General features: G+C 45.1%; 16 protein-coding genes and 1 riboswitch. Of the genes, 12 read left to right on the top strand and 4 right to left on the bottom strand.

All coding sequences use genetic code 11. The features are described 5' to 3' along the window. Window positions 1-47: 47 nt before the first annotated feature. The 4 genes from BN8899_RS15980 to BN8899_RS15965 form a co-directional block, all read right to left on the bottom strand. Window positions 48-278 carry a hypothetical protein gene (locus BN8899_RS15980; RefSeq protein WP_065220148.1) on the bottom strand — a complete coding sequence of 77 codons (231 nt, stop codon included), beginning with the start codon at window positions 276-278 and terminating at the stop codon, window positions 48-50. Window positions 279-289: 11 nt separating this feature from the next. Continuing rightward, the gene (locus BN8899_RS15975; protein ID WP_082987097.1) at window positions 290-1699 is read right to left on the bottom strand and encodes a radical SAM/SPASM domain-containing protein; all 1410 of its coding nucleotides are present in this window, start codon (window positions 1697-1699) and stop codon (window positions 290-292) included. A gap of 24 nt (window positions 1700-1723) precedes the next feature. Further along, window positions 1724-3817 carry a hypothetical protein gene (locus BN8899_RS15970; protein WP_065220147.1) on the bottom strand — a complete coding sequence of 698 codons (2094 nt, stop codon included), beginning with the start codon at window positions 3815-3817 and terminating at the stop codon, window positions 1724-1726. A gap of 80 nt (window positions 3818-3897) precedes the next feature. Further along, entirely contained in the window at window positions 3898-4968 is a 1071-nt protein-coding gene (locus tag BN8899_RS15965) for a BF3164 family lipoprotein (protein ID WP_187376933.1), read from the bottom strand. A 345-nt stretch (window positions 4969-5313) separates the two neighbouring features. Here BN8899_RS15965 and BN8899_RS15960 point away from each other — a divergent pair, with 345 nt between their 5' ends. From BN8899_RS15960 to BN8899_RS15910, 12 genes are all read left to right on the top strand, one after another. After that, window positions 5314-6675: a sensor histidine kinase gene (locus tag BN8899_RS15960; protein ID WP_065220145.1), complete on the top strand. Its 1362-nt coding sequence runs from the start codon at window positions 5314-5316 to the stop codon at window positions 6673-6675. 40 nt (window positions 6676-6715) lie between these two features. Further along, window positions 6716-8098 (top strand): sensor histidine kinase, encoded by a 1383-nt coding sequence (locus BN8899_RS15955; protein WP_065220144.1) that lies wholly within the window; start codon window positions 6716-6718, stop codon window positions 8096-8098. A gap of 62 nt (window positions 8099-8160) precedes the next feature. Beyond that, a complete protein-coding gene (locus BN8899_RS15950) occupies window positions 8161-8847 on the top strand; it encodes a response regulator transcription factor (protein ID WP_148375480.1) in 687 nt (228 codons plus the stop codon). 294 nt (window positions 8848-9141) lie between these two features. Then, window positions 9142-9245, top strand: a riboswitch (SAM riboswitch). Between the two features lie 354 nt (window positions 9246-9599). Continuing rightward, the gene (locus BN8899_RS15945; protein WP_018336553.1) at window positions 9600-10742 is read left to right on the top strand and encodes a homocysteine biosynthesis protein; all 1143 of its coding nucleotides are present in this window, start codon (window positions 9600-9602) and stop codon (window positions 10740-10742) included. Between the two features lie 43 nt (window positions 10743-10785). Beyond that, window positions 10786-11205, top strand: coding sequence for an NIL domain-containing protein (locus tag BN8899_RS15940; protein WP_018336554.1), 420 nt, complete (start codon window positions 10786-10788; stop codon window positions 11203-11205). 22 nt (window positions 11206-11227) lie between these two features. Further along, window positions 11228-11977 (top strand): UPF0280 family protein, encoded by a 750-nt coding sequence (locus BN8899_RS15935; RefSeq protein WP_065220142.1) that lies wholly within the window; start codon window positions 11228-11230, stop codon window positions 11975-11977. 10 nt (window positions 11978-11987) lie between these two features. Beyond that, window positions 11988-15473 (top strand): methionine synthase, encoded by a 3486-nt coding sequence (gene metH / locus BN8899_RS15930; RefSeq protein WP_231932400.1) that lies wholly within the window; start codon window positions 11988-11990, stop codon window positions 15471-15473. 46 nt (window positions 15474-15519) lie between these two features. Beyond that, window positions 15520-15981 carry a methylenetetrahydrofolate reductase gene (locus tag BN8899_RS21370; protein ID WP_316244992.1) on the top strand — a complete coding sequence of 154 codons (462 nt, stop codon included), beginning with the start codon at window positions 15520-15522 and terminating at the stop codon, window positions 15979-15981. Continuing rightward, window positions 15890-16510, top strand: a complete 621-nt coding sequence (locus BN8899_RS21365; RefSeq protein WP_316244991.1) for a methylenetetrahydrofolate reductase — start codon at window positions 15890-15892, stop codon at window positions 16508-16510. The genes BN8899_RS21370 and BN8899_RS21365 overlap by 92 nt, the downstream gene beginning before the upstream one ends. 2 nt (window positions 16511-16512) lie before the next feature. Then, window positions 16513-17799 (top strand): Na+/H+ antiporter NhaC family protein, encoded by a 1287-nt coding sequence (locus BN8899_RS15920; protein WP_065220141.1) that lies wholly within the window; start codon window positions 16513-16515, stop codon window positions 17797-17799. Between the two features lie 59 nt (window positions 17800-17858). Continuing rightward, entirely contained in the window at window positions 17859-18608 is a 750-nt protein-coding gene (locus BN8899_RS15915; RefSeq protein ID WP_065220140.1) for a sulfite exporter TauE/SafE family protein, read from the top strand. A gap of 96 nt (window positions 18609-18704) precedes the next feature. Next, a complete protein-coding gene (locus BN8899_RS15910) occupies window positions 18705-19082 on the top strand; it encodes a thioesterase family protein (RefSeq protein WP_065220139.1) in 378 nt (125 codons plus the stop codon). The last annotated feature ends 4 nt before the right edge of the window (window positions 19083-19086 follow it).

Raw genomic sequence — 19086 nt, 5'->3', positions numbered from 1 at the left:
TGGTTTACAATTTAAGAGGATTGCTTAATATAAGCAATCCTTTTTAATTAATTATTTTTCTGTCCAATACATTGTCCTATGCACAAATTATTGCATTGTTCCTGACATCCTCTCAACAAATCACTCCCATCACTTTCCACATCTGAGAAAAAATCTAAAAGCCCTCCAACAAGTAGCGGATCAGTTTCCAATCTTTCCTCCAATTCTTGTACGTAAAACTCATCATACAATTGATCGTTCAAAGATTCAATTTCATCTTTTCTTTCTTTGTTTTTCATTTTTACAAATTTTAAATTTGACAATCTATACTAGCTAACCTAGCTAATATATTTTTTATAAACTCTATTAATCGCAACTTCAAACGTATCAGAAAAATCATTACAATAATTAGATAAAATTTTATTTTTTTAAAATAAACTAATCCAGCACATCCGCCATTGCACAATAAAGCATATTTGCATCGTATACAACTACGAATTTTTTGAATATTCCGACCATGCCATTGTTTTAAAGCATCTGTCCAAATAACCTGATTATGAGTATAAGTCCCTAGGCTGTGCTGCTTTTTACCGATAACATCCCAACAAGGATAAATATCACCATAAGGATCAAAGATATATTCTCCATATTGAGAGGCACAAAGAGTTGCTTTAAAATCAAGTAATTTTTTATTTTTAATTGTATTATATATATTTCTAAATATTCCATAATCTTGGCATGAAAATTTAAATTCTTCTTGCTTATGACGATGATTAAATTGTTTTTGTCCAGGATAATCAATGTTTGAATCAGCATTAAAATCTAATGGTTCGAAATTTTGTAACAAAGCTGAATGAAAAGAAAATCTTTCATTTTTAGAATACCCCAATTCATCAAATATTCGTTGTAATTCATATAATGTTTCAAAATTTTTCATATCTGTATTAACACGAATAGATACACTTATCCCACAATCTAAAGCTATTCTTACATTACTCAAAACCTTACGAAATGTATCTTTAGCTTGATAATGAATACGTCGCTTATTATGCTGCTCCTCATCCCCATCAATTGTAATTTGTAAATTATTAATTAGATCAGGAGAAAGTAGGTTTTTAAAATGATCCAAATCATAACCATTAGTTATTGCCGAAAATTTATATCCTAAACGATGCCCTTTTTGAACAATATAATCAACTATTTCTTTATTTTTAGCTAACAACGGTTCCCCACCATATAAAGTTATCACATTAGCATGAAGTTTCCTTTGTGGTTCAATCTTAAGCATTGCAGCATAAGCTTGGTCTACCATCTCCTTTGTAAATGTTTTTTGTCCCCAATTATTACCGTTATTTGAAATCTCGTTCTCATAACAATAAGGACATCGGAAATTACAATTATATGTAACAGCAAACAAAAAATATTTATACAATTTTTTTACACTTTGATGTAATAAATCTGCCATCTTTCCGATATGTTTAAACTCTTCTTCAATTGTTTTTTCTGTTATATATCCTCTTTTTACAAGTGTATTAAATGTACTCGTAGAAAAAGAACATTCGTCAGATTTTAAAAAATTTGCGTTAGATTTTAAATCAAATACAACATTTTCCGTTACAATATCTATTGCACCTGTATATCCATGTACCAACATATACTTGTCTTCAGTATCTTCCAATTTTGTAAAAATTGTATAAGACGATAATCTATAATTTTCCATATTCTAATATTTAATTTTCACACACTATATTTCTCTATCTGTTATTACAGAATCATAAATAAACAACTGTTTTCCATCTTTATAAATGAATGGTAAGTCCTCTTGTCCCTGGGTTATATCTACCAACCAATAAATCTTCCCCATCGGAACATTTTCAAATTTTAAAAAATTATACTTAGCCTTTTGCTTACCGACTTCACACCATCCATTATTCCAATAAAACAAAACATACTCATCGCCTGGCTTTACCATATTATCAGCAGTACGAGGTAACAACCTAATTCGATCAACAACAACTGGTTCTTCTAAATGAAGCGAAGCTTCTGAATACAAGGAATAACTTAAAGCATTTCCATCAGCAAAAGCAGAACTCTTCATAGAAAACGTATCTAATTCTATAACTTTTACGAATGGATCCCGGCTATTCGTAATTTGTTCTTCGCTAAATACAGGAAGAGGAGTCGCTTCCGCCGTGTATTGCATTTCCGGCACCCGGTGAGTCAAAAATTGCATTTCTGCAATATGACTTCCCCCGGGAGGAGCCATGAAACGATAATACTGATAAGCTTCTGTATTCTCAAAAACATATTCAGCCCAATAAGGTTTTGGAACCTCCTTAAAAACATACAACAACCTTGCATCTGAAAAATCTTTTTTATTAGCACCTTCTATCCGTCCTCCTATGAAACTAGGGGCTAAATCCAGCAAGTCTTTTTTCAGTGGAAATTTACGATTCAGTAACAATGTTCCTTTCGCCTGTTCTTCATTCCCGTCAAGATAACGCAACTGCCAATCGCCCCGCAAAGAATCTTTCTCGAGATAAAAAGGTCTACCCCATTCGTGGAGTTTGCCCCCTTGCATATACATCGGGAAATAAAGCACATTAAATAATGCATTTTGAAACGTAATTTCTTTATTTTCTTTATTGATAACACCCCATGTGACCGGAATAACCCCACCGGAAGCACTTCCACAAAAGGTGCATAAATATCCCAGATTATTCTCTGTTTCTTCTTCAAAAGGTAAGGTGATAGAGACCGTTTCGTACACCTCGCTCGTGACATCCTTGATGCAAGGATTTGCTAATTCCAATGGTATTTTCTCTTTCTTGGCTTTTAAGAATACCGGAGAATCCTTTTGTGCGGCAAAAGTATTCCGATAAAAGTTTACAGAAGGTCGGGCAATAGGACTCACCGTATCCACATACGTGGATTGAGCATTAAATAAATGCCGTTGATTCAAGCTATCTAAAAACACACAATAAAAATGGCGACTTCGATATTCCCGATAAGCGATCATATTGTCGATGACCACCGGAAACCCACAGGCTCGAAGTACATTACATTCATTATTCGAAAGAGTTACACAATCAATAAAATTCGTGAAGAACACATCAAATATACCAGTAGATTCAGGTAAACGAATATGACGGCTACACAACCAAACGTGATTGATATAACGGTTATACCGGGTCAAATAACTGCGTAAAGTTTTCCCCGTCGACCGAAACAAATGTTTCCCGAATCGTTCCCGAAGAAATTGCCCATTCTCCGAACACACAACTCCATTCACGGAACGATAAGGAAGAATATACTCGCAAAACTCTTCAAAAGAAAGATGACGAGCAAAGGGCGACTCTTTCCACACCCGAAAAGCATTATCTATATGGGGAATTAAAAAATCCGCTTTAATAACTTCCACATCTTTTACCGGATGCTTCACGACCTGCACATTCGTATCAATCGGCATAAAAGCAGATACTACCTGAATCGCATCAGAATAATCCCATAATAATGTATTCTTTTCATCTAATCGCGTATCACTTATTCTGTCCACAGCCCGAGAATACAAACTATCACACCCCTGCCAAAACAAATCAAGACGGGGATCGATCTTTTCAACAGTTTGTTCGGCATAATGCCATTGCATATTCTTTATCAAAAAACAAGCTGCTTTATATTTCAATGTATCTTTATCTTGTTTGTAATGCTCCAGCATATGCAATAATTCCTTCCGATTCTCTCCGGCTAACATTAAAGATTCCGAGAGTTCCGGCGGATAGCTTGTACAATTGTAAAGCAAAAAAACAATCATCAATACAAATAAAATTTTAATCATAGCATTTGTTATTTTCCATAGGCAAAAGTGGGCAAAGTCGCTTTAATCTTCATGAATATATTATTGTAAAAGTATTGTAATTACACGCCTTCAGCCCCCCATACATTCAGTCGCATTAGTTCAATATCCCCATAAGTACCCTTTAAACCATACAACATATTCTCAACAGTATCAAAGGATATTTTATAAACAGGAATATCAAGACGAACCGAAGAAAGCAAGTTCCCCTCCCAATCAAAAACCAGCAAAGTCTGACATTGGGAAACATTTTGCTGGGCTTCCCGGTAAGTTTTTCCTGAATACAACACGTAAATACGATCATTTGACACCGCAACATCCTGAAATCCGAACACGTTATCCTGATAATACGCCACATCAACCTCGTCCTCCTTATCGATGACCCTCACCTTGGGATAATGAAAGCAACGCCTGCAAATACACTCTATTTTGCCATCTGCTATCCGGCAAATATCCATAATTCCACTACGCATTTCCGTGCAAACAAAAGCACCCTCGTCCGGACGCAAACGCAGGACAGTACTCGCGTACAACATACTTTTTGCCTTCTCCGACAACTCCGGGTAATCCGGATGTCCCGGGTAAGGTAGATAGTAATGTTCTTCGCCACTCTCTTCCGAGTAATAACGATAGCGTCCCTCGTCATAAAGTCCTGTCGTAATCACGAATGACTCTCCTTTTATTGCAGCAAGATGTACTCTCTCCGGCGTTAGCTGTAACTCGCTTGCCGCACCCCCTCTACTTAACGGTGAAACCGGTAACTCGTGCAATTTTCCTTTCCTGTAATCCAATGCAGTCACATTACCGTCGCTACTCAACGTCAAACCGGTAATCCCGATTGATTCTTCCACCCCTTCCCCGAATTTCAACATTCCTGAACTTTCATTTCTACGCGTATCAATCACCCGGATCTGATAATCCTCATACGAGCGCCCCACAACAAACAAATTCCCTTGTTTAATAAAATCTTCCGGATCTGTAATGCCATACCTTTTCAATGCAAATACAGAATTTACCGCAATAGTTTCATCTGGTATCAATTGTGCAGCTACACTCATTTTTTCAGGTACAACATTATCTGTACATGCCATCATCATGGCAATTCCCACGAAACAACTAATTCTATTTCTCATAAATTTCTTCATAACATATGTATCCCTTTTTGTGTACCACTTGGCATAAAACACCAACCGTTCCCTGAGCTACATCCCCCGGAAGAACCTCCTTCCCGAGAGGATAACATCTCAACATCTTTCAATTGAAGATCGGATTCGCTAGAAGGCTCCTTAAATGCAGTGTGCAAAAAAGTCAACACACACAAAACTAGAATTAAAAATATTCCTACAAATTTCCTTTTCATAAATTCAACTGCTATCTTTGTGAAACAAAAAATTACCGTGTGCAAAATTGAGCAACTTCATTTATATAAGGCGGTTTTCTTTATTGTAAAAGTGTTGTAATTTACGGGATCGGCATATATGAAAAATAGTATTAAAATAATCAGCTTCATCGCTATTGGTATTTTTGTCATTTTATGGATAAATCAGTTTTTTGTCATAAAAGCATTATACCTAACTGAAAAACATCAATGGCGACGGATGATGGATTCCACGATATCACATGGGATAGACTCCTATGTCAAACCTTATGAAATGGCATTTACTAATAATGGAGATAATTACGGTGCCAGTTTTGATGCAGATAATAACATTATTATCATTATACGTGATGGAGTCAGATACGATTTTCCTGTAGATTCTACAGAAACTCAAGAAAGCCTGATGCTTCGAGCCTTGTACGAAATTCGTACAAGCAAACTGGATTCCCTTTCTCGATTGGATAGCATTCTTCATGCAGTTGTTGCTTCTTTTGCCCCACAAACAAAATTTATATCCCTCAGACTCGATAGCTCCAGGCTCGAAATAGATCGATTCCCTCCCAAAAAACAACTAGATTTATCAGATATGATCGTCTCAAAAAACTATATTTTAGGATTTATCAAAAGAGAATCACTTGAAGTCTATTACAATTTTCCTTTTTCTATCTTTCTAAAAAACACGTGGAATAACTTGATGACATTGGGAATCCTAACTCTACTTCTTATCTTTTCTATACTCTGTGTCGTCCGATTAATCAAGTTTATGCGCAAATTATCTCGATACCAAGAAGACACGATGAATCAAATCGTACATAATTGGAAAACGCCTTTAAGCAGTATCAGGACACTAACCGAATTATTACAAAAAAAATCCATTTCTCCCACGGATACACAGGGTAATCAAAAGGCCCAATTTATTCTTGAAGAAATAAAACACCTACAAACAGGTTCCCAACAAATTCTAAAAACCCTAGTTGACACCGTTCACCTTCAAATTGACAAATCGGAATTTGACTTAAAACAAGAACTAGTTGCGCTCATCGAAGAAGAAAAAGTAGCCAACCGACAAGCCATAACCATAGAATTGCAATACTTATTACCCACGACTATCATCTACGCTTCAAGATTCCATTTGATATGCGCCATCCGTAATCTGCTGGATGATGCTATAAAATACAGTCACGGCATTCTCCAAATATCTATATCCTGCTACCAGGAGAACAAGGCATTGGTCATTACCATTCAAAACAACGGATTAGAGATTCCTAATGAAACACAGAAATACAGTTTTAATAAATACTATCAGAGGAAAGAAAAAACACCTCCCGAAAAAAGATACGACTTGGGGTTAAACTACGTCTACAACGTGGTAAAATCCCATAAAGGAAAAATCTCGGTAAAAAACATTCCCGGAAAAGGTTCAACCTTCACGATATATTTACGAAAATGGAAGAAATTATAAAAATTCCATTCTACAGGTATCACCATTAAAAATTCGGAACATGAAAAATGGCACCAAGTTAATCAGTATCATTGCAATCATTATATTTTTACTTCTATGGGGTAACCAGTTCTTTGCCATTAGAACCTTGTACCTTTCCGAGCAAGGGCAATGGCAAATTCGGATGGATTCTGTCATAGAACATTGTGTAGACCTCTACATTAGACCGGTAAGTTCATTCAGGTCGGATACATCATCAAATTCCCAATCTGATAAAATCATAGGCTTCAACCGGGAAACTCGCATTATGCAATTATTAAAAAAAGGAAAGCAATACGATATCTATGTAGCGCCAGACATTTCTCAACATGAACTTTTATTACGGCAAACATATGAGCTCTTTAATGACACATTACCCCCGTTTTCCCGATTAGACAGTTTGCTCAAAGCTACCACGTTCTCTCTGAGCCCAACAATACAATTTATAACCTTAAAACTCGATAGTACTCAACGTGAAATAAACAGGTATCCGGAAAGCAACGACACGGACATTTTCGAAATGCTTTCTTCAAAAAACTATATTCCGGGATTAATCGCTCAAGAATCTTTTAAAATTTACTATAATTTTCCACTCCCTGTATTCTTAAAAAAAGCGTGGAATAGTATCCTGACATTTATTATTCTAACATTGTTATTTATTCTTCTCGTGATTTATTCAATTTACTTATATCGATTTACGCGTAGAGTTTCCCATTACCAGGAAGAAACAATGCGACAAATCGTTCACAATTGGAGAACACCTTTAAATTGTGTCAAGATGACGGTCGAATTATTACAACAGCAATCCATTCCACTATCCGATGAAAAAGGAACAGAAAAAATAATATTAATAAAAAAAGAAATCAATCACCTGCAAACCAGCACACAACTACTATTAAGAACCTTAAATGGCATTATATTACTTAAAATAGGACGTGACACATTCGATTTACAAAAAGAATTACTTACTCTGATTGAAGAAGAAAAAGTAGCTAACGCAAACAACAACGGATTATCTATTACCTTGCATTATTTATTACCGGATACCACAATTTATGCCTCCCGTTTTCATTTGATATGTGCAATCCGAAATCTATTGGATAATGCTATAAAGTACGGGCACACACACCCTCAAATATCTATAGAGTGTTATCAGGAAAACACGGAATTAGTCATTGCAATCAAGGATGATGGTCCGGGAATCCCCCAGGAAAAACAAAAACATATTTTTGACAAATACTATCAGGTGAATGACAAAAACTTACCGGGAAAGAAAACCGGATACGGTCTTGGGTTAAACTACGTCTATAACGTTATCAAAGCCCACAAGGGGAAAATTACAATAAACAGCAGTCCGGAAGAAGGTTGTACATTCACGATATATATTCGAAAATGGAAAAAATAAAGCTACCTTATAATTAAAAATCAACCTAAATATTTAATTTTGCCTTGTTTGAGGATAATAATATGGAAGAAAAAATAAAAATACTCTATGCTGAAGACAACGCCACGGCAGCCATGATATACACTGAAATACTGGAAGAAGCCGGTTTCGACCTGACCATAGCCAAAGACGGCAACGAAGCATGGCAGAAATACGAGGCGGGAACATGGGATCTATTGCTGCTCGACATGGATCTTCCCGGGAAAGACGGGCACGAACTCATTCGCCTCGTTCGGGAAAAAGGCGACCAACTGCCGATCGTCATTCTTAGTTCCGTCAACCACAATCACGCCCTATACGAGGGTGCCGACGACTACCTCGTGAAAGGTTGCAGCGTGGACGACGTGAAAGCACGCTTGGATAAAGCCATCGCCCGTACCCACCGCCTGAACAAGGAAAAAGAACAAGGACTTTTCCATCTTTCCCCCTCCACCACCTTCAACAAAAACAACCGCCTACTCGTCATTTCCGGCAAAAAAGAAGAACTGAAAGGCATGGAAGCCAAAATACTATGGTTATTCTGCCTGCGGATCAACGAAGTCATCTCCACGGTAGAAATGTGCGAAAACCTGTGGAACCTCTACTCCACGGACAAAGAAAAAGCACTCACCCGCTACGTCTGCCTGTTGAACAAAAAACTAAAAGCCGACAAAACACTAGCCATACAAAACGAATTTGCCACGGGCTACAAACTGGTGAATGGATTATAACAACAATACTAATTCTCTTCTTCACCCCCGATCTACCGTTACTCTACCCCATGAACCAACCATGAACCAATCATGAACGTAGCATAAACGTAAACGAGCGTTCATGATACGTCTATGTTACGAGATTACTAGCTTTTTGGGGGCGACCAAGGGTAGACTATAGATTACCCTAGTATAATGAAGAGCCATATTGAAAAATAAAATCCATGAATGCAAAAAATGAGAAAAACATTTGCATTATTCATTTATTCTTTCTTCCTTTGCCCCGATCAATTCAATCTGCGAGGATTGTTTGAATTATAAAGAGGAGTCGAGAGAACAGGCTCATAGAAGCTCCGACAACCTGCAAAAGTTTGCAAGGTGCCAAAACCTGACCTGAGAACCAGGAGTTATAATTTAAGCTGAAGAAAAATGAAAAAAGAAAACGAAAAACAGACTAGCATTTATTGCACCGCCAATTGTAGCAATCTTTTCATCCTCTCTATTTCCATGTCCATGTGTATGCGCTGCATGCGCTAGAATATTTTTTACCCCGGAACTTATTTATTTTAGATTTTTTTTATTGTAAATTTCTGATTGGATAATTGTATCATGATTTTCAGAATTTATTGAAACGGTTATATCGTGAACCGTACATGAAACTCGTGAACTCTCTTTTCAACGGAACACTAGCAATCAGGTAGTTGCAAGGCAGCCGCCATGTAAAAAATCATCACTTAAACCATTCGTGTATCAAGAAATTAGAAAAGATTATGGCAAAGACATACGCAGAAATAAACGACAAAATAAAAAAAGGAACGGCAGTAGTGTTAACCGCCGAAGAAGTTTCTGAACTGGCAAAGACGCTATCGCCCAAAGAGATCGCCGAAAAAGTAGATGTAGTGACGACAGCCACCTTCGGGGCTATGTGCTCCTCGGGAGCTTTCCTGAATTTCGGGCACGCCAATCCCCCGATTCGCATGGAAAAGATCGAATTGAACGGGATACGTGTCAGCGGGGGACTCGCCGCCGTCGACACGTACGTGGGAGCCACGGACTGCAATCCGGAAAACCCGGCATACGGGGGAGCGCACATCATCGAAGACCTCGTCGCGGGCAAAGAAATCACCCTGGAAGCCTGGGGAAAAGGAACGGATTGTTATCCCCGCAAACACATCAAAACACGTATCACGAAAGACACCATCAACGAGGCAATCCTCTACAACCCGAGAAATGCGTACCAAAACTACAACGTGGCAACCAACTCCACGGACAAAATCAAATACACCTACATGGGAACGCTGCTTCCCAAACTGCGCAACGCCTCGTACAGCACGGCGGGTGAACTCTCTCCCCTGCTGAATGATCCGGAATGCCGCACGATAGGATTGGGAACCCGTATTTTCCTCTGCGGCACGGAGGGTTATGTAACATGGAACGGGACGCAATTCCACTCGACCAAAGAGGTCAACGAGTACGGCATCCCCACCAGCAACGCCCGCACGATAGCGGTAATCGGCGACTTGAAAAACATGAGCACCGACTTCCTGCGGGGCGTGTACTACGAGAAATACGGGGTAAGCCTGTTCGTCGGCATCGGTATCCCCATCCCGATTCTGGATGAGGATTTAGCCCGCAGGGTATCCATCCGCAACGAACAAATTGAAACTACCGTCGTGGACTACGGGGACGGGAACAAGATCCTGGGAAAAACGAACTATGCCGCCCTGCAATCCGGGGAGATCGAGGTCAACGGTCACAAGATCAGAACGACTCCCGTGGCAAGTCTAGCGAAAGCACGGCAGATAGCCGATATACTGAAATCATGGATACAGAAAGGCGATTTCCTGCTCACGGAACCCGTTCGCCCGATGCCCACGGGAACCAAACTCAAAAATTTAGAGATTGTCGATTAAATCATTCAATCACAGAATTTATCAACTTAAAATTATTCCGGTTATGAACAAAAAAGTAATATTAACCTTCCCGGTTGACGCGACAGACAGACCTTTAACGTACGAACTGATTCGTATTTACGATATAAAAATAAACATCCTAAAAGGAGAGATACAACCCGGAAGAACCGGTTCTTTGCTCATCGAGATGGATGCCGACGAACTACGTATCGAGCAAGCCATCGCTTTCCTAAATGACAATGGCGTGACCGTGAGTCCCGTTTCCAGCAAGATTTCCTACGACGAAACCCGTTGTATCAATTGCGGAAACTGCGCCTCCGCTTGTTTTTCCCACGCACTGACCATCGAAGCCCCGGACTGGAAATTGCGATTCAATCCTGAAAAATGTATCGCCTGCAAGCTCTGCCTCAAAGCCTGCCCGTTGAAACTCTTCAAGATCGAATTCAGTGATTCTCTGAATTAGTTTATAAACTTTAAGAACTCAAATGGAATACAAAGATCGCACATACAGGGAACATCTACAGGGAGAACGCTGGCATTCTTTCACGGTCGCGTTCAAGGAAACGGATTTGTGGATAGGGGTTGACAAAGCCTCGTTCCAAGCGGGGATCCCGGCTTTCGTCGAATCCCGTGTCCGTTCGTTGCGGGAGAGTATGGATGCCTATGTAGCCCAAGACCCGGGATACCTCAAAGCATTAACCCCGCGCGAGGCTCTACCGACAGCACCGGCTATCTTCCGGGAGATGGCGGAAGTGGCTGCACGTTCGGGCATCGGTCCCATGAGTGCCGTCGCCGGGGCTGTAGCCTGCGAGATCGGCGAGGAAATCAAGGAAAAGTTCGGGACACGGGAAATCATCGTGGAGAATGGCGGGGACATATACGCCGATATCCAGGAGAACATAGACATCGCCGTGTTTGCCGGACAATCGCCGTTATCCGAAAAAGTCGGTTTCACGATCGACGCCGGGCACGCCCCGCTGGGAATATGCACCTCGTCGGGAACAGTGGGTCCCTCCCTCAGTTTCGGACGGGCGGATGCCGTGATGATTATCTGCAGGGATTGCGCCCTCGCCGACACGTACGCCACGGCTTTCGCCAACGAGATCCAGACCGCGGAGGATATTGCCCCCTGCATCGAGAAGATCGGGAATGTGGAAGAAATACTGGGTGCCATTTGTATCAAAGACGATAAAATCGGAATCCACGGGATATTTGATTTAAAGATTTGGAAATAAAGAACTAGAGATGAAAACAAACAAAAATACAACCTGCAACCTGCAACTCGCCAAAGGCGACCATGACCTGCAACTCGCCCTCGCCGACCGCATACTCATCCTGGACGGAGCCACGGGAACAGCCCTGCAACAATTCGGGTTAACGGAAGCGGACTTCCGGGGCGAAGAATTTGCCGGACACCCCGTTCCCCTGAAAGGGAACAACGACGTGCTGAACATCACCCGCCCCGACATCATCCGCCAGGTACACCAAAACTACATTGAAGCGGGTGCCGACATCATCGAAACCAACACGTTCAATGCCAACGCCATTTCCCAGTCCGAATACGGGTGCACGGGATGGATTGACCGTATAAACCGGGAAGGCGCACGAATAGCCAAAGAAGCGGCTTCCGCCTGCAAAGAGCGGGTGGTACACGTGGCGGGAAGCATCGGTCCCACGGACAAATCCCTGACCCTTGCCCCCGACCCGGAACAACCCGCCTACCGGAACGTGGACTTCGACGCGATGGTTGCGGCTTACACCCCCCAAGTAACGGCTCTCGTGGAGGGAGGCGTCGATCTCCTGCTCGTGGAAACGATCTATGACGGGCTAAACGCCAAAGCCGCCCTGTACGCCATATCCAAGGTACAGGAAGAACACGGCACGCGGCTCCCCGTGATGCTCTCCGCCACGGTCAACGACAAAAGCGGGCGCACGCTGACGGGACAATCGCTGGACGCCTTGTTCACGAGCCTGTCCCACTACCCTATCTTAAGTTTCGGGTTGAATTGTTCCTTCGGGGCAAAAGAACTGCACCGCTTCATCCGTGAACTGGCACCGCACGTGCCTTGCGGGATAAGTATCTACCCGAACGCCGGGTTGCCGAACGAAATGGGTGAATACGACGAGTCGCCCGAATTCACGGCACAATGCCTGCAAGACATGGCACGAGAAGGACTAATCAACATCGCCGGAGGATGTTGCGGCACGACACCCGCTCATATACAAGCTATCGCCAACGTCCTGAAAAACATCCCACCCCGTCAAATTCCCACCCCGGAACACTGCCTGAAAGTAAGCGGACTGGACACCGTGACCGTTGATAAAGAACAAAGTAACTTCATCAACATCGGGGAGCGTACCAACGTGGCAGGCTCCGCCAAATTCGCCCGGCTGATACGGGAAAAGAATTACGCGGAAGCGGCAATCATCGCCCGCAAACAAATCGAAGCGGGCGCCTCGATCATCGACATCAACATGGACGACGCCATGCTGGACGGCACGGCGGAAATGGAACGCTTTGTCCGCATCATCAGCAACGAACCGGACATCGCCAAAGCCGCCCTCATGATCGATTCGTCGAAATGGGAAACCATCCTGGCAGGGTTGAAAAACTCGCCGGGCAAATGTATCGTGAACTCCATCAGCCTCAAGGAAGGAGAAGAAGAATTCCTGCGCCGGGCAAAAGAGATACAACGCCTCGGGGCGGCAGTCGTGGTGATGGCTTTCGACGAGGAAGGACAAGCAACCACCTTCCGGCGGAAAATAGACATCTGCCAACGGGCTTACCGCCTGCTGACCACCAGTGCCGGATTCACCCCGGAAAACATTGTCTTCGACGTGAATATCCTGGCTATCGGAACAGGTATCGAGGAACACAACAACTATGCCGTGGACTTCATCGAAGCCGTGCGGTGGATCAAGCAAAACCTGAAAGGTTGCCGCACGTCGGGCGGGGTATCCAACCTGTCGTTCTCCTTCCGGGGCAACAACACCGTGCGGGAAGCCATGCACTCCGTTTTCCTCTACCACGCCATCCGTGCCGGGCTGGACATGGCTATCGTCAACCCCGCCATGTTACAGATATACGACGAGATAGCCCCCGAACTCCTGAAAGCCGTGGAAAACGTGGTACTGAACCGCACCCCCGAGGCGACGGAAACCCTGGTTGCCCTGGCTGAAAAGTACAAGGAAACAAAAGGGGAAAACAAAAACGCGCAAGGCGAAGAATGGCGCACCCTCCCGCTGGAAGGACGATTGGGACACGCGCTCGTGAAAGGCATCACGGACTATCTCCCGGCAGACATCGGGGAAGCCCTCCGCCAATACCCCAACCCGGTAGAGATCATCGAGGGACCGCTCATGAAGGGCATGGAACGGGTAGGCGAACTCTTCGGGGAAGGCAAAATGTTTCTCCCCCAAGTGGTAAAATCCGCAAAAGTAATGAAGGAAGCCGTGCACCTCCTGCAACCCGAGATCGAACGCCACAATGCCGGGGGACAGGACGTGAAACGCCGCCCGAGAATAATTCTCGCCACGGTAAAAGGCGACGTGCACGACATCGGTAAAAACATCGTGAACATCGTGCTTACCTGCAACAACCTGGACGTGATAGACCTTGGTGTCATGGTAGACAACCAAAGGATTATCGAGGCGATCAAGCAACACGAGGCAGACATTGTCGGGGTCAGTGGGTTAATCACCCCCTCGCTGGGCGAAATGGAAAACCTGTGCGAACTACTGCAAAAAGAGCAACTGCACGTGCCGCTCATCGTGGGAGGTGCCACTACCTCCTCCGTCCACACCGCCGTCAAACTGGCTCCCCAATACGACTATTGCGTCGTGCCGGGAGGCGACGCGTCCCGCACCGTGGGAATCATCAAGCGCCTGCTGAACGACCGCGAGAACTACACCCGGGAAATCAAACAAGAACAGGAGGAAATCCGCACGCACTACTATCACCGGCAACAAAAACAAATATCCCTCGACGAAGCCCGCCGGAGGACGCCACGTTACGATTGGGATAACGTTCAACCGACCACGTTCGGGGAACACAACCTGCTGGTGAAACACCTCAACATCGAAGACCTCGTGGAAAAGATCGACTGGACTCCCTTTTTCCACTTCTGGGGCTTCAAGGGGAAATACCCGGAGATCATCTACACGAACGACGAGGCGGACCGCACGTACCAGGCGGCACTCGACATGCTGGGGAAAGTGATTGCCGGCAACGAATTCGACGCCTCCATCGTGGTGCGCTTCTTTGACGCTTACTCGGAAAACGACGAGATCGTGCTGGACGGGAAATACCGCTTCCCGATGCCCCGGCAACAGGCCGACCTGCCGGAATGCCTCTCGCTGGCGGACTTCGTGATCCCCCGTGACAAAGGACTCGGGAGCGTCGGACTATTCTGCCTGAAAGTATCCGACAACCACAAGTGCAACGACTGCCGCGACTTCGAGCATCTACTACGGGAAAGCCTCTGTGCCCGCCTGACGGAAGCCTGCGCGGAATGGATGCAAGAACGGATAAACGAGGGGACACACGTCATTCGTCCCGCGTTCGGCTATCCCTCCTGCCCCGACCACGCGTTAAAAAAGACGGCTTTCGAGGCACTAGACGCTCCCGCGCGAATCGGGGTCCGACTCACGGAAGGATACTCCATCTATCCCTCCACGAGCCTCTGCGGCATGCTCATCTCGCACCCCAAAGCCAAATACTTCAGCGTGTAAAAGCCAACCTCATGCAACAGGAATCATAAATCACAAATCGGAAATCATGAAAGTCATCGACATACTAAATAAATCAGACAAAGCGGTTTTCTCATTCGAGCTGGTGCCACCATTGAGAGGGGGAGATATTAATAAAATCTACGAGGCGATAGAACCACTGATCGCCCTCGCCCCCCCGTTCATTAATATCACGTTCCACCGGGATGAAGTAGAATACCGGGAATTACCCGACGGAACGATCAAAAAGGTTACCGTCACCAAACGCCCGGGAACGGTTGCCCTGGCGGCTGCCATCATGAGAAGGTACAACGTGGACATGGTGCCGCACATCGTGTGCGGGGGAGCCACCCGCCACAAAATCCCCCGTGGGGGGGGGGGGCCCCCCCCGCCACAAAATCGAGAACGAACTCATCGACTTGAACTTTCTCGATATCGAAAACGTGATGGCACTCCGGGGCGACCCCATCCCGGGACAGCGTTTCTTCACCCCCGACGAAGACGGTCATAAATATAGTCGCGAATTAGTCGAACAAATATCCCGCATGAACCGCGGGCAATACCTCGACGACACGCTGACGGACACCGTGCCAACCAACTTCTGCATCGGCGTGGCAGGTTACCCGGAGAAACACTACGAGGCACCCAACCAAGCCTGCGACATCGAGAACTTGAAACGCAAAGTGGACGCCGGGGCAAACTACATCGTCACGCAAATGTTCTTCGACAACGCCCGCTTCTTCCGCTTCGTCGAGAAATGCCGGGAACAGGGAATCACGGTTCCGATCGTTCCGGGATTGAAACCCATCTCTACCCTCAAACATTTGGAGATGCTACCCCGTACGTTCAGCATCGACATCCCCCAGGAACTGGTGAAAGCCATCCGCTCGTGCAAAAACAACAAGGAAATCAACCAAGTAGGCATCGAATGGTGCGTGGCACAAAGCAAAGACCTAATCGCGCATGGCGTACCCGCCGTTCACTACTATACCATGGGAAAATCGGAAAATATACAGGAAATCGTGAAACAAGTATTTTGAAAATGAACCAAGAACCCCAACCCCGTTTTTTAGCGTTAATACCGCTGGTCGTCTTTTTGCTTATTTACCTCGTCGCCTCGATCATCATGGGTGACTTCTACAAGATGCCCATCACCGTGGCATTCCTCGTGTCGTCCGTTGTTGCCGTGGCAATCTCCCCGGGCGGTAAATTGCACAAACGGGTAGACCTCTTTTGCAAGGGGGCAGCGAACAGCAATATCATGCTCATGGTATTGATATTCATCCTTGCCGGGGCATTCGCCCAAACCGCGAAGGCAGTAGGGGCAGTCGATGCCACGGTGAACCTCGCTCTAGCCGTTCTCCCGGACAGCCTATTGCTGGCGGGGATGTTCATCGCGGCTTGTTTCATATCGCTATCCATGGGAACCTCCGTGGGGACGATCGTGGCCCTCACCCCTGTTGCCGTGGGTATTGCCACGCAAACAAGCGTAGAACTCCCCTACATGGTGGCTATCGTGGTCGGAGGCGCCATGTTCGGGGACAACCTCTCCTTTATCTCGGACACGACCATCGTGGCAACCCGCACGCAAGGATGCAACATGAAAGACAAATTTCGGGTCAACAGCCTCATTGTCATCCCGGTTGCCGTGATTGTCGCGCTCGTCTACCTGTTTCAGGGAACGGAAATATCCACGCATCCCGTCACCCGTGAAATCGAGTGGTTGAAAGTCATCCCTTACGTTCTGGTACTTGCCACCGCTCTAGCCGGGGTCAACGTCATGCTGGTACTGTTACTGGGAATCCTGTGCTGCGGCGTGATAGGTATTATTGCCGGAAGCACCCCGTTCTGGGAATGGATTTCCGCCATGGGAACAGGCATATCCGGCATGGGCGAACTCATCATCATCACCCTGCTCGCCGGGGGAATGCTGGAAATGATCCGCCATAACGGGGGAATCGCTTATATCATCCAAAAACTGACAACCCGTGTCAACTCGAAGAAAAGAGCGGAATTAAGTATCGCCGCCCTCGTGAGTTTTGCCAACCTCTGCACGGCAAACAACACGATAGCCCTCATCATGGCGGGTCCCATAGCGAAAGACATCGCCACCCGGTTCGGGGTCGACCCGCGCAAGTCAGCCAGCCTGTTAGACACCTTCTCCTGCTTCGTGCAAGGGATTATCCCTTACGGGGCACAGCTTCTCATGGCTGCCGGACTGGCAAACATCACCCCCCTCGCCATCATGCAATACCTCTACTACCCGTACCTGATGGGAATAGCCGCCCTTTTGGCTATATTCTTCCGCTACCCGAGAAAATACTCCTAACAATGGAAAATTAAAAGACTAAAACTAGAAATTAACCCGTTTTAATATAATTTTGTGCCATGACAATAACAGAAGCACTCGTTACCATATTGCTCGGCACGGCGGCCGGGTTTATCAACACGGTCGGCGGAGGAGGTTCCATGCTAGTAGTACCCTTCCTGATCTTTATCGGTCTTCCGGCAAATGTAGCCAATGCCACGAACCGCGTTGCCATCCTGCTGCAAAACGTGGTTTCTGTCAGTAGCTTCAAGCAAAAGAAGATACTCGATTTCAAAACCGACTACAAACTGCTGCTCCCCGTCGCCCTCGGGAGCATCGTGGGCGCTCTCATCGCCGTTGACATCGACGAGGCGGTCTTCAAAAAGGTCATCGCCGGGCTCTTGCTTGTCATGTTTTTCATGTTGCTTCTCAACCCCGACGCGTGGGTAAAAGCCAACGCGGACAAGGCGAAAATGAAACAACCGTGGCTACGGAACCTGATCTTCTTCTTTATCGGCATTTACGGCGGATTCATTCAAATCGGCATCGGTTTCTTCCTGCTCGCCGGATTAGTTTTGGGCTGTGGCTATGACTTGCTGAAAGCCAACGCCGTGAAACTACTCATCGTCCTTTTCTACACGGTCATCGCGCTGGCAATCTTCATCTACAACGATCTGGTCGACTTCAAGGTAGGACTCGTCCTCGCCTGCGGCAATATGCTCGGGGCATGGCTTGGCGTGCGTTTCAGCGTGAAATGGGGAGCGAAATATATTCGTTACATCCTGCTCGTGATCCTCGTCGTCGTCGCCGCCCGCCTCTATTTCAGCTAACTCCCCCCAATCATAAATCGTAAATCTCAAAATCTTCTTAAACCAGCAATACTTATAGTATATTTTGGTAACTTTGCGATTCAAATACATATCACCATGGAAATAAAAATAGGACACTCGTACACGCAAGAAATAACAGTACAACATAAGGACACCGCCGCCGTTTACGGCTCGGGAAAACTGGAAGTATTCGCCACCCCGGCAATGGTCGGTTTGATGGAAAACACGGCTATCAAATGTCTGGAAGGAATGCTCGATGCCGACAGCGACACCGTGGGCATCGAGATCAACACGAAACACGTCAAAGCCACCGCCGTCGGCAAGAAAGTAGGCTGCAAAGCCACGATCACCGGGGTAGACGGTCGCCGTATCCGCTTCGAAATAGAAGCATGGGACGAAACCGCCCCCATCGGCTCTGCCGTCCACGACCGCTTCGTGATCAACCCGGAGAAATTCATGAACAAACTTCAATAATTGC

This window comes from Butyricimonas sp. Marseille-P2440 (assembly GCF_900091675.1).
GTDB classification, from domain to species: domain Bacteria; phylum Bacteroidota; class Bacteroidia; order Bacteroidales; family Marinifilaceae; genus Butyricimonas; species Butyricimonas synergistica.
Note: the sequence above shows the minus strand (reverse complement) of the source record. Positions and strands in the feature narration are given on the sequence as shown.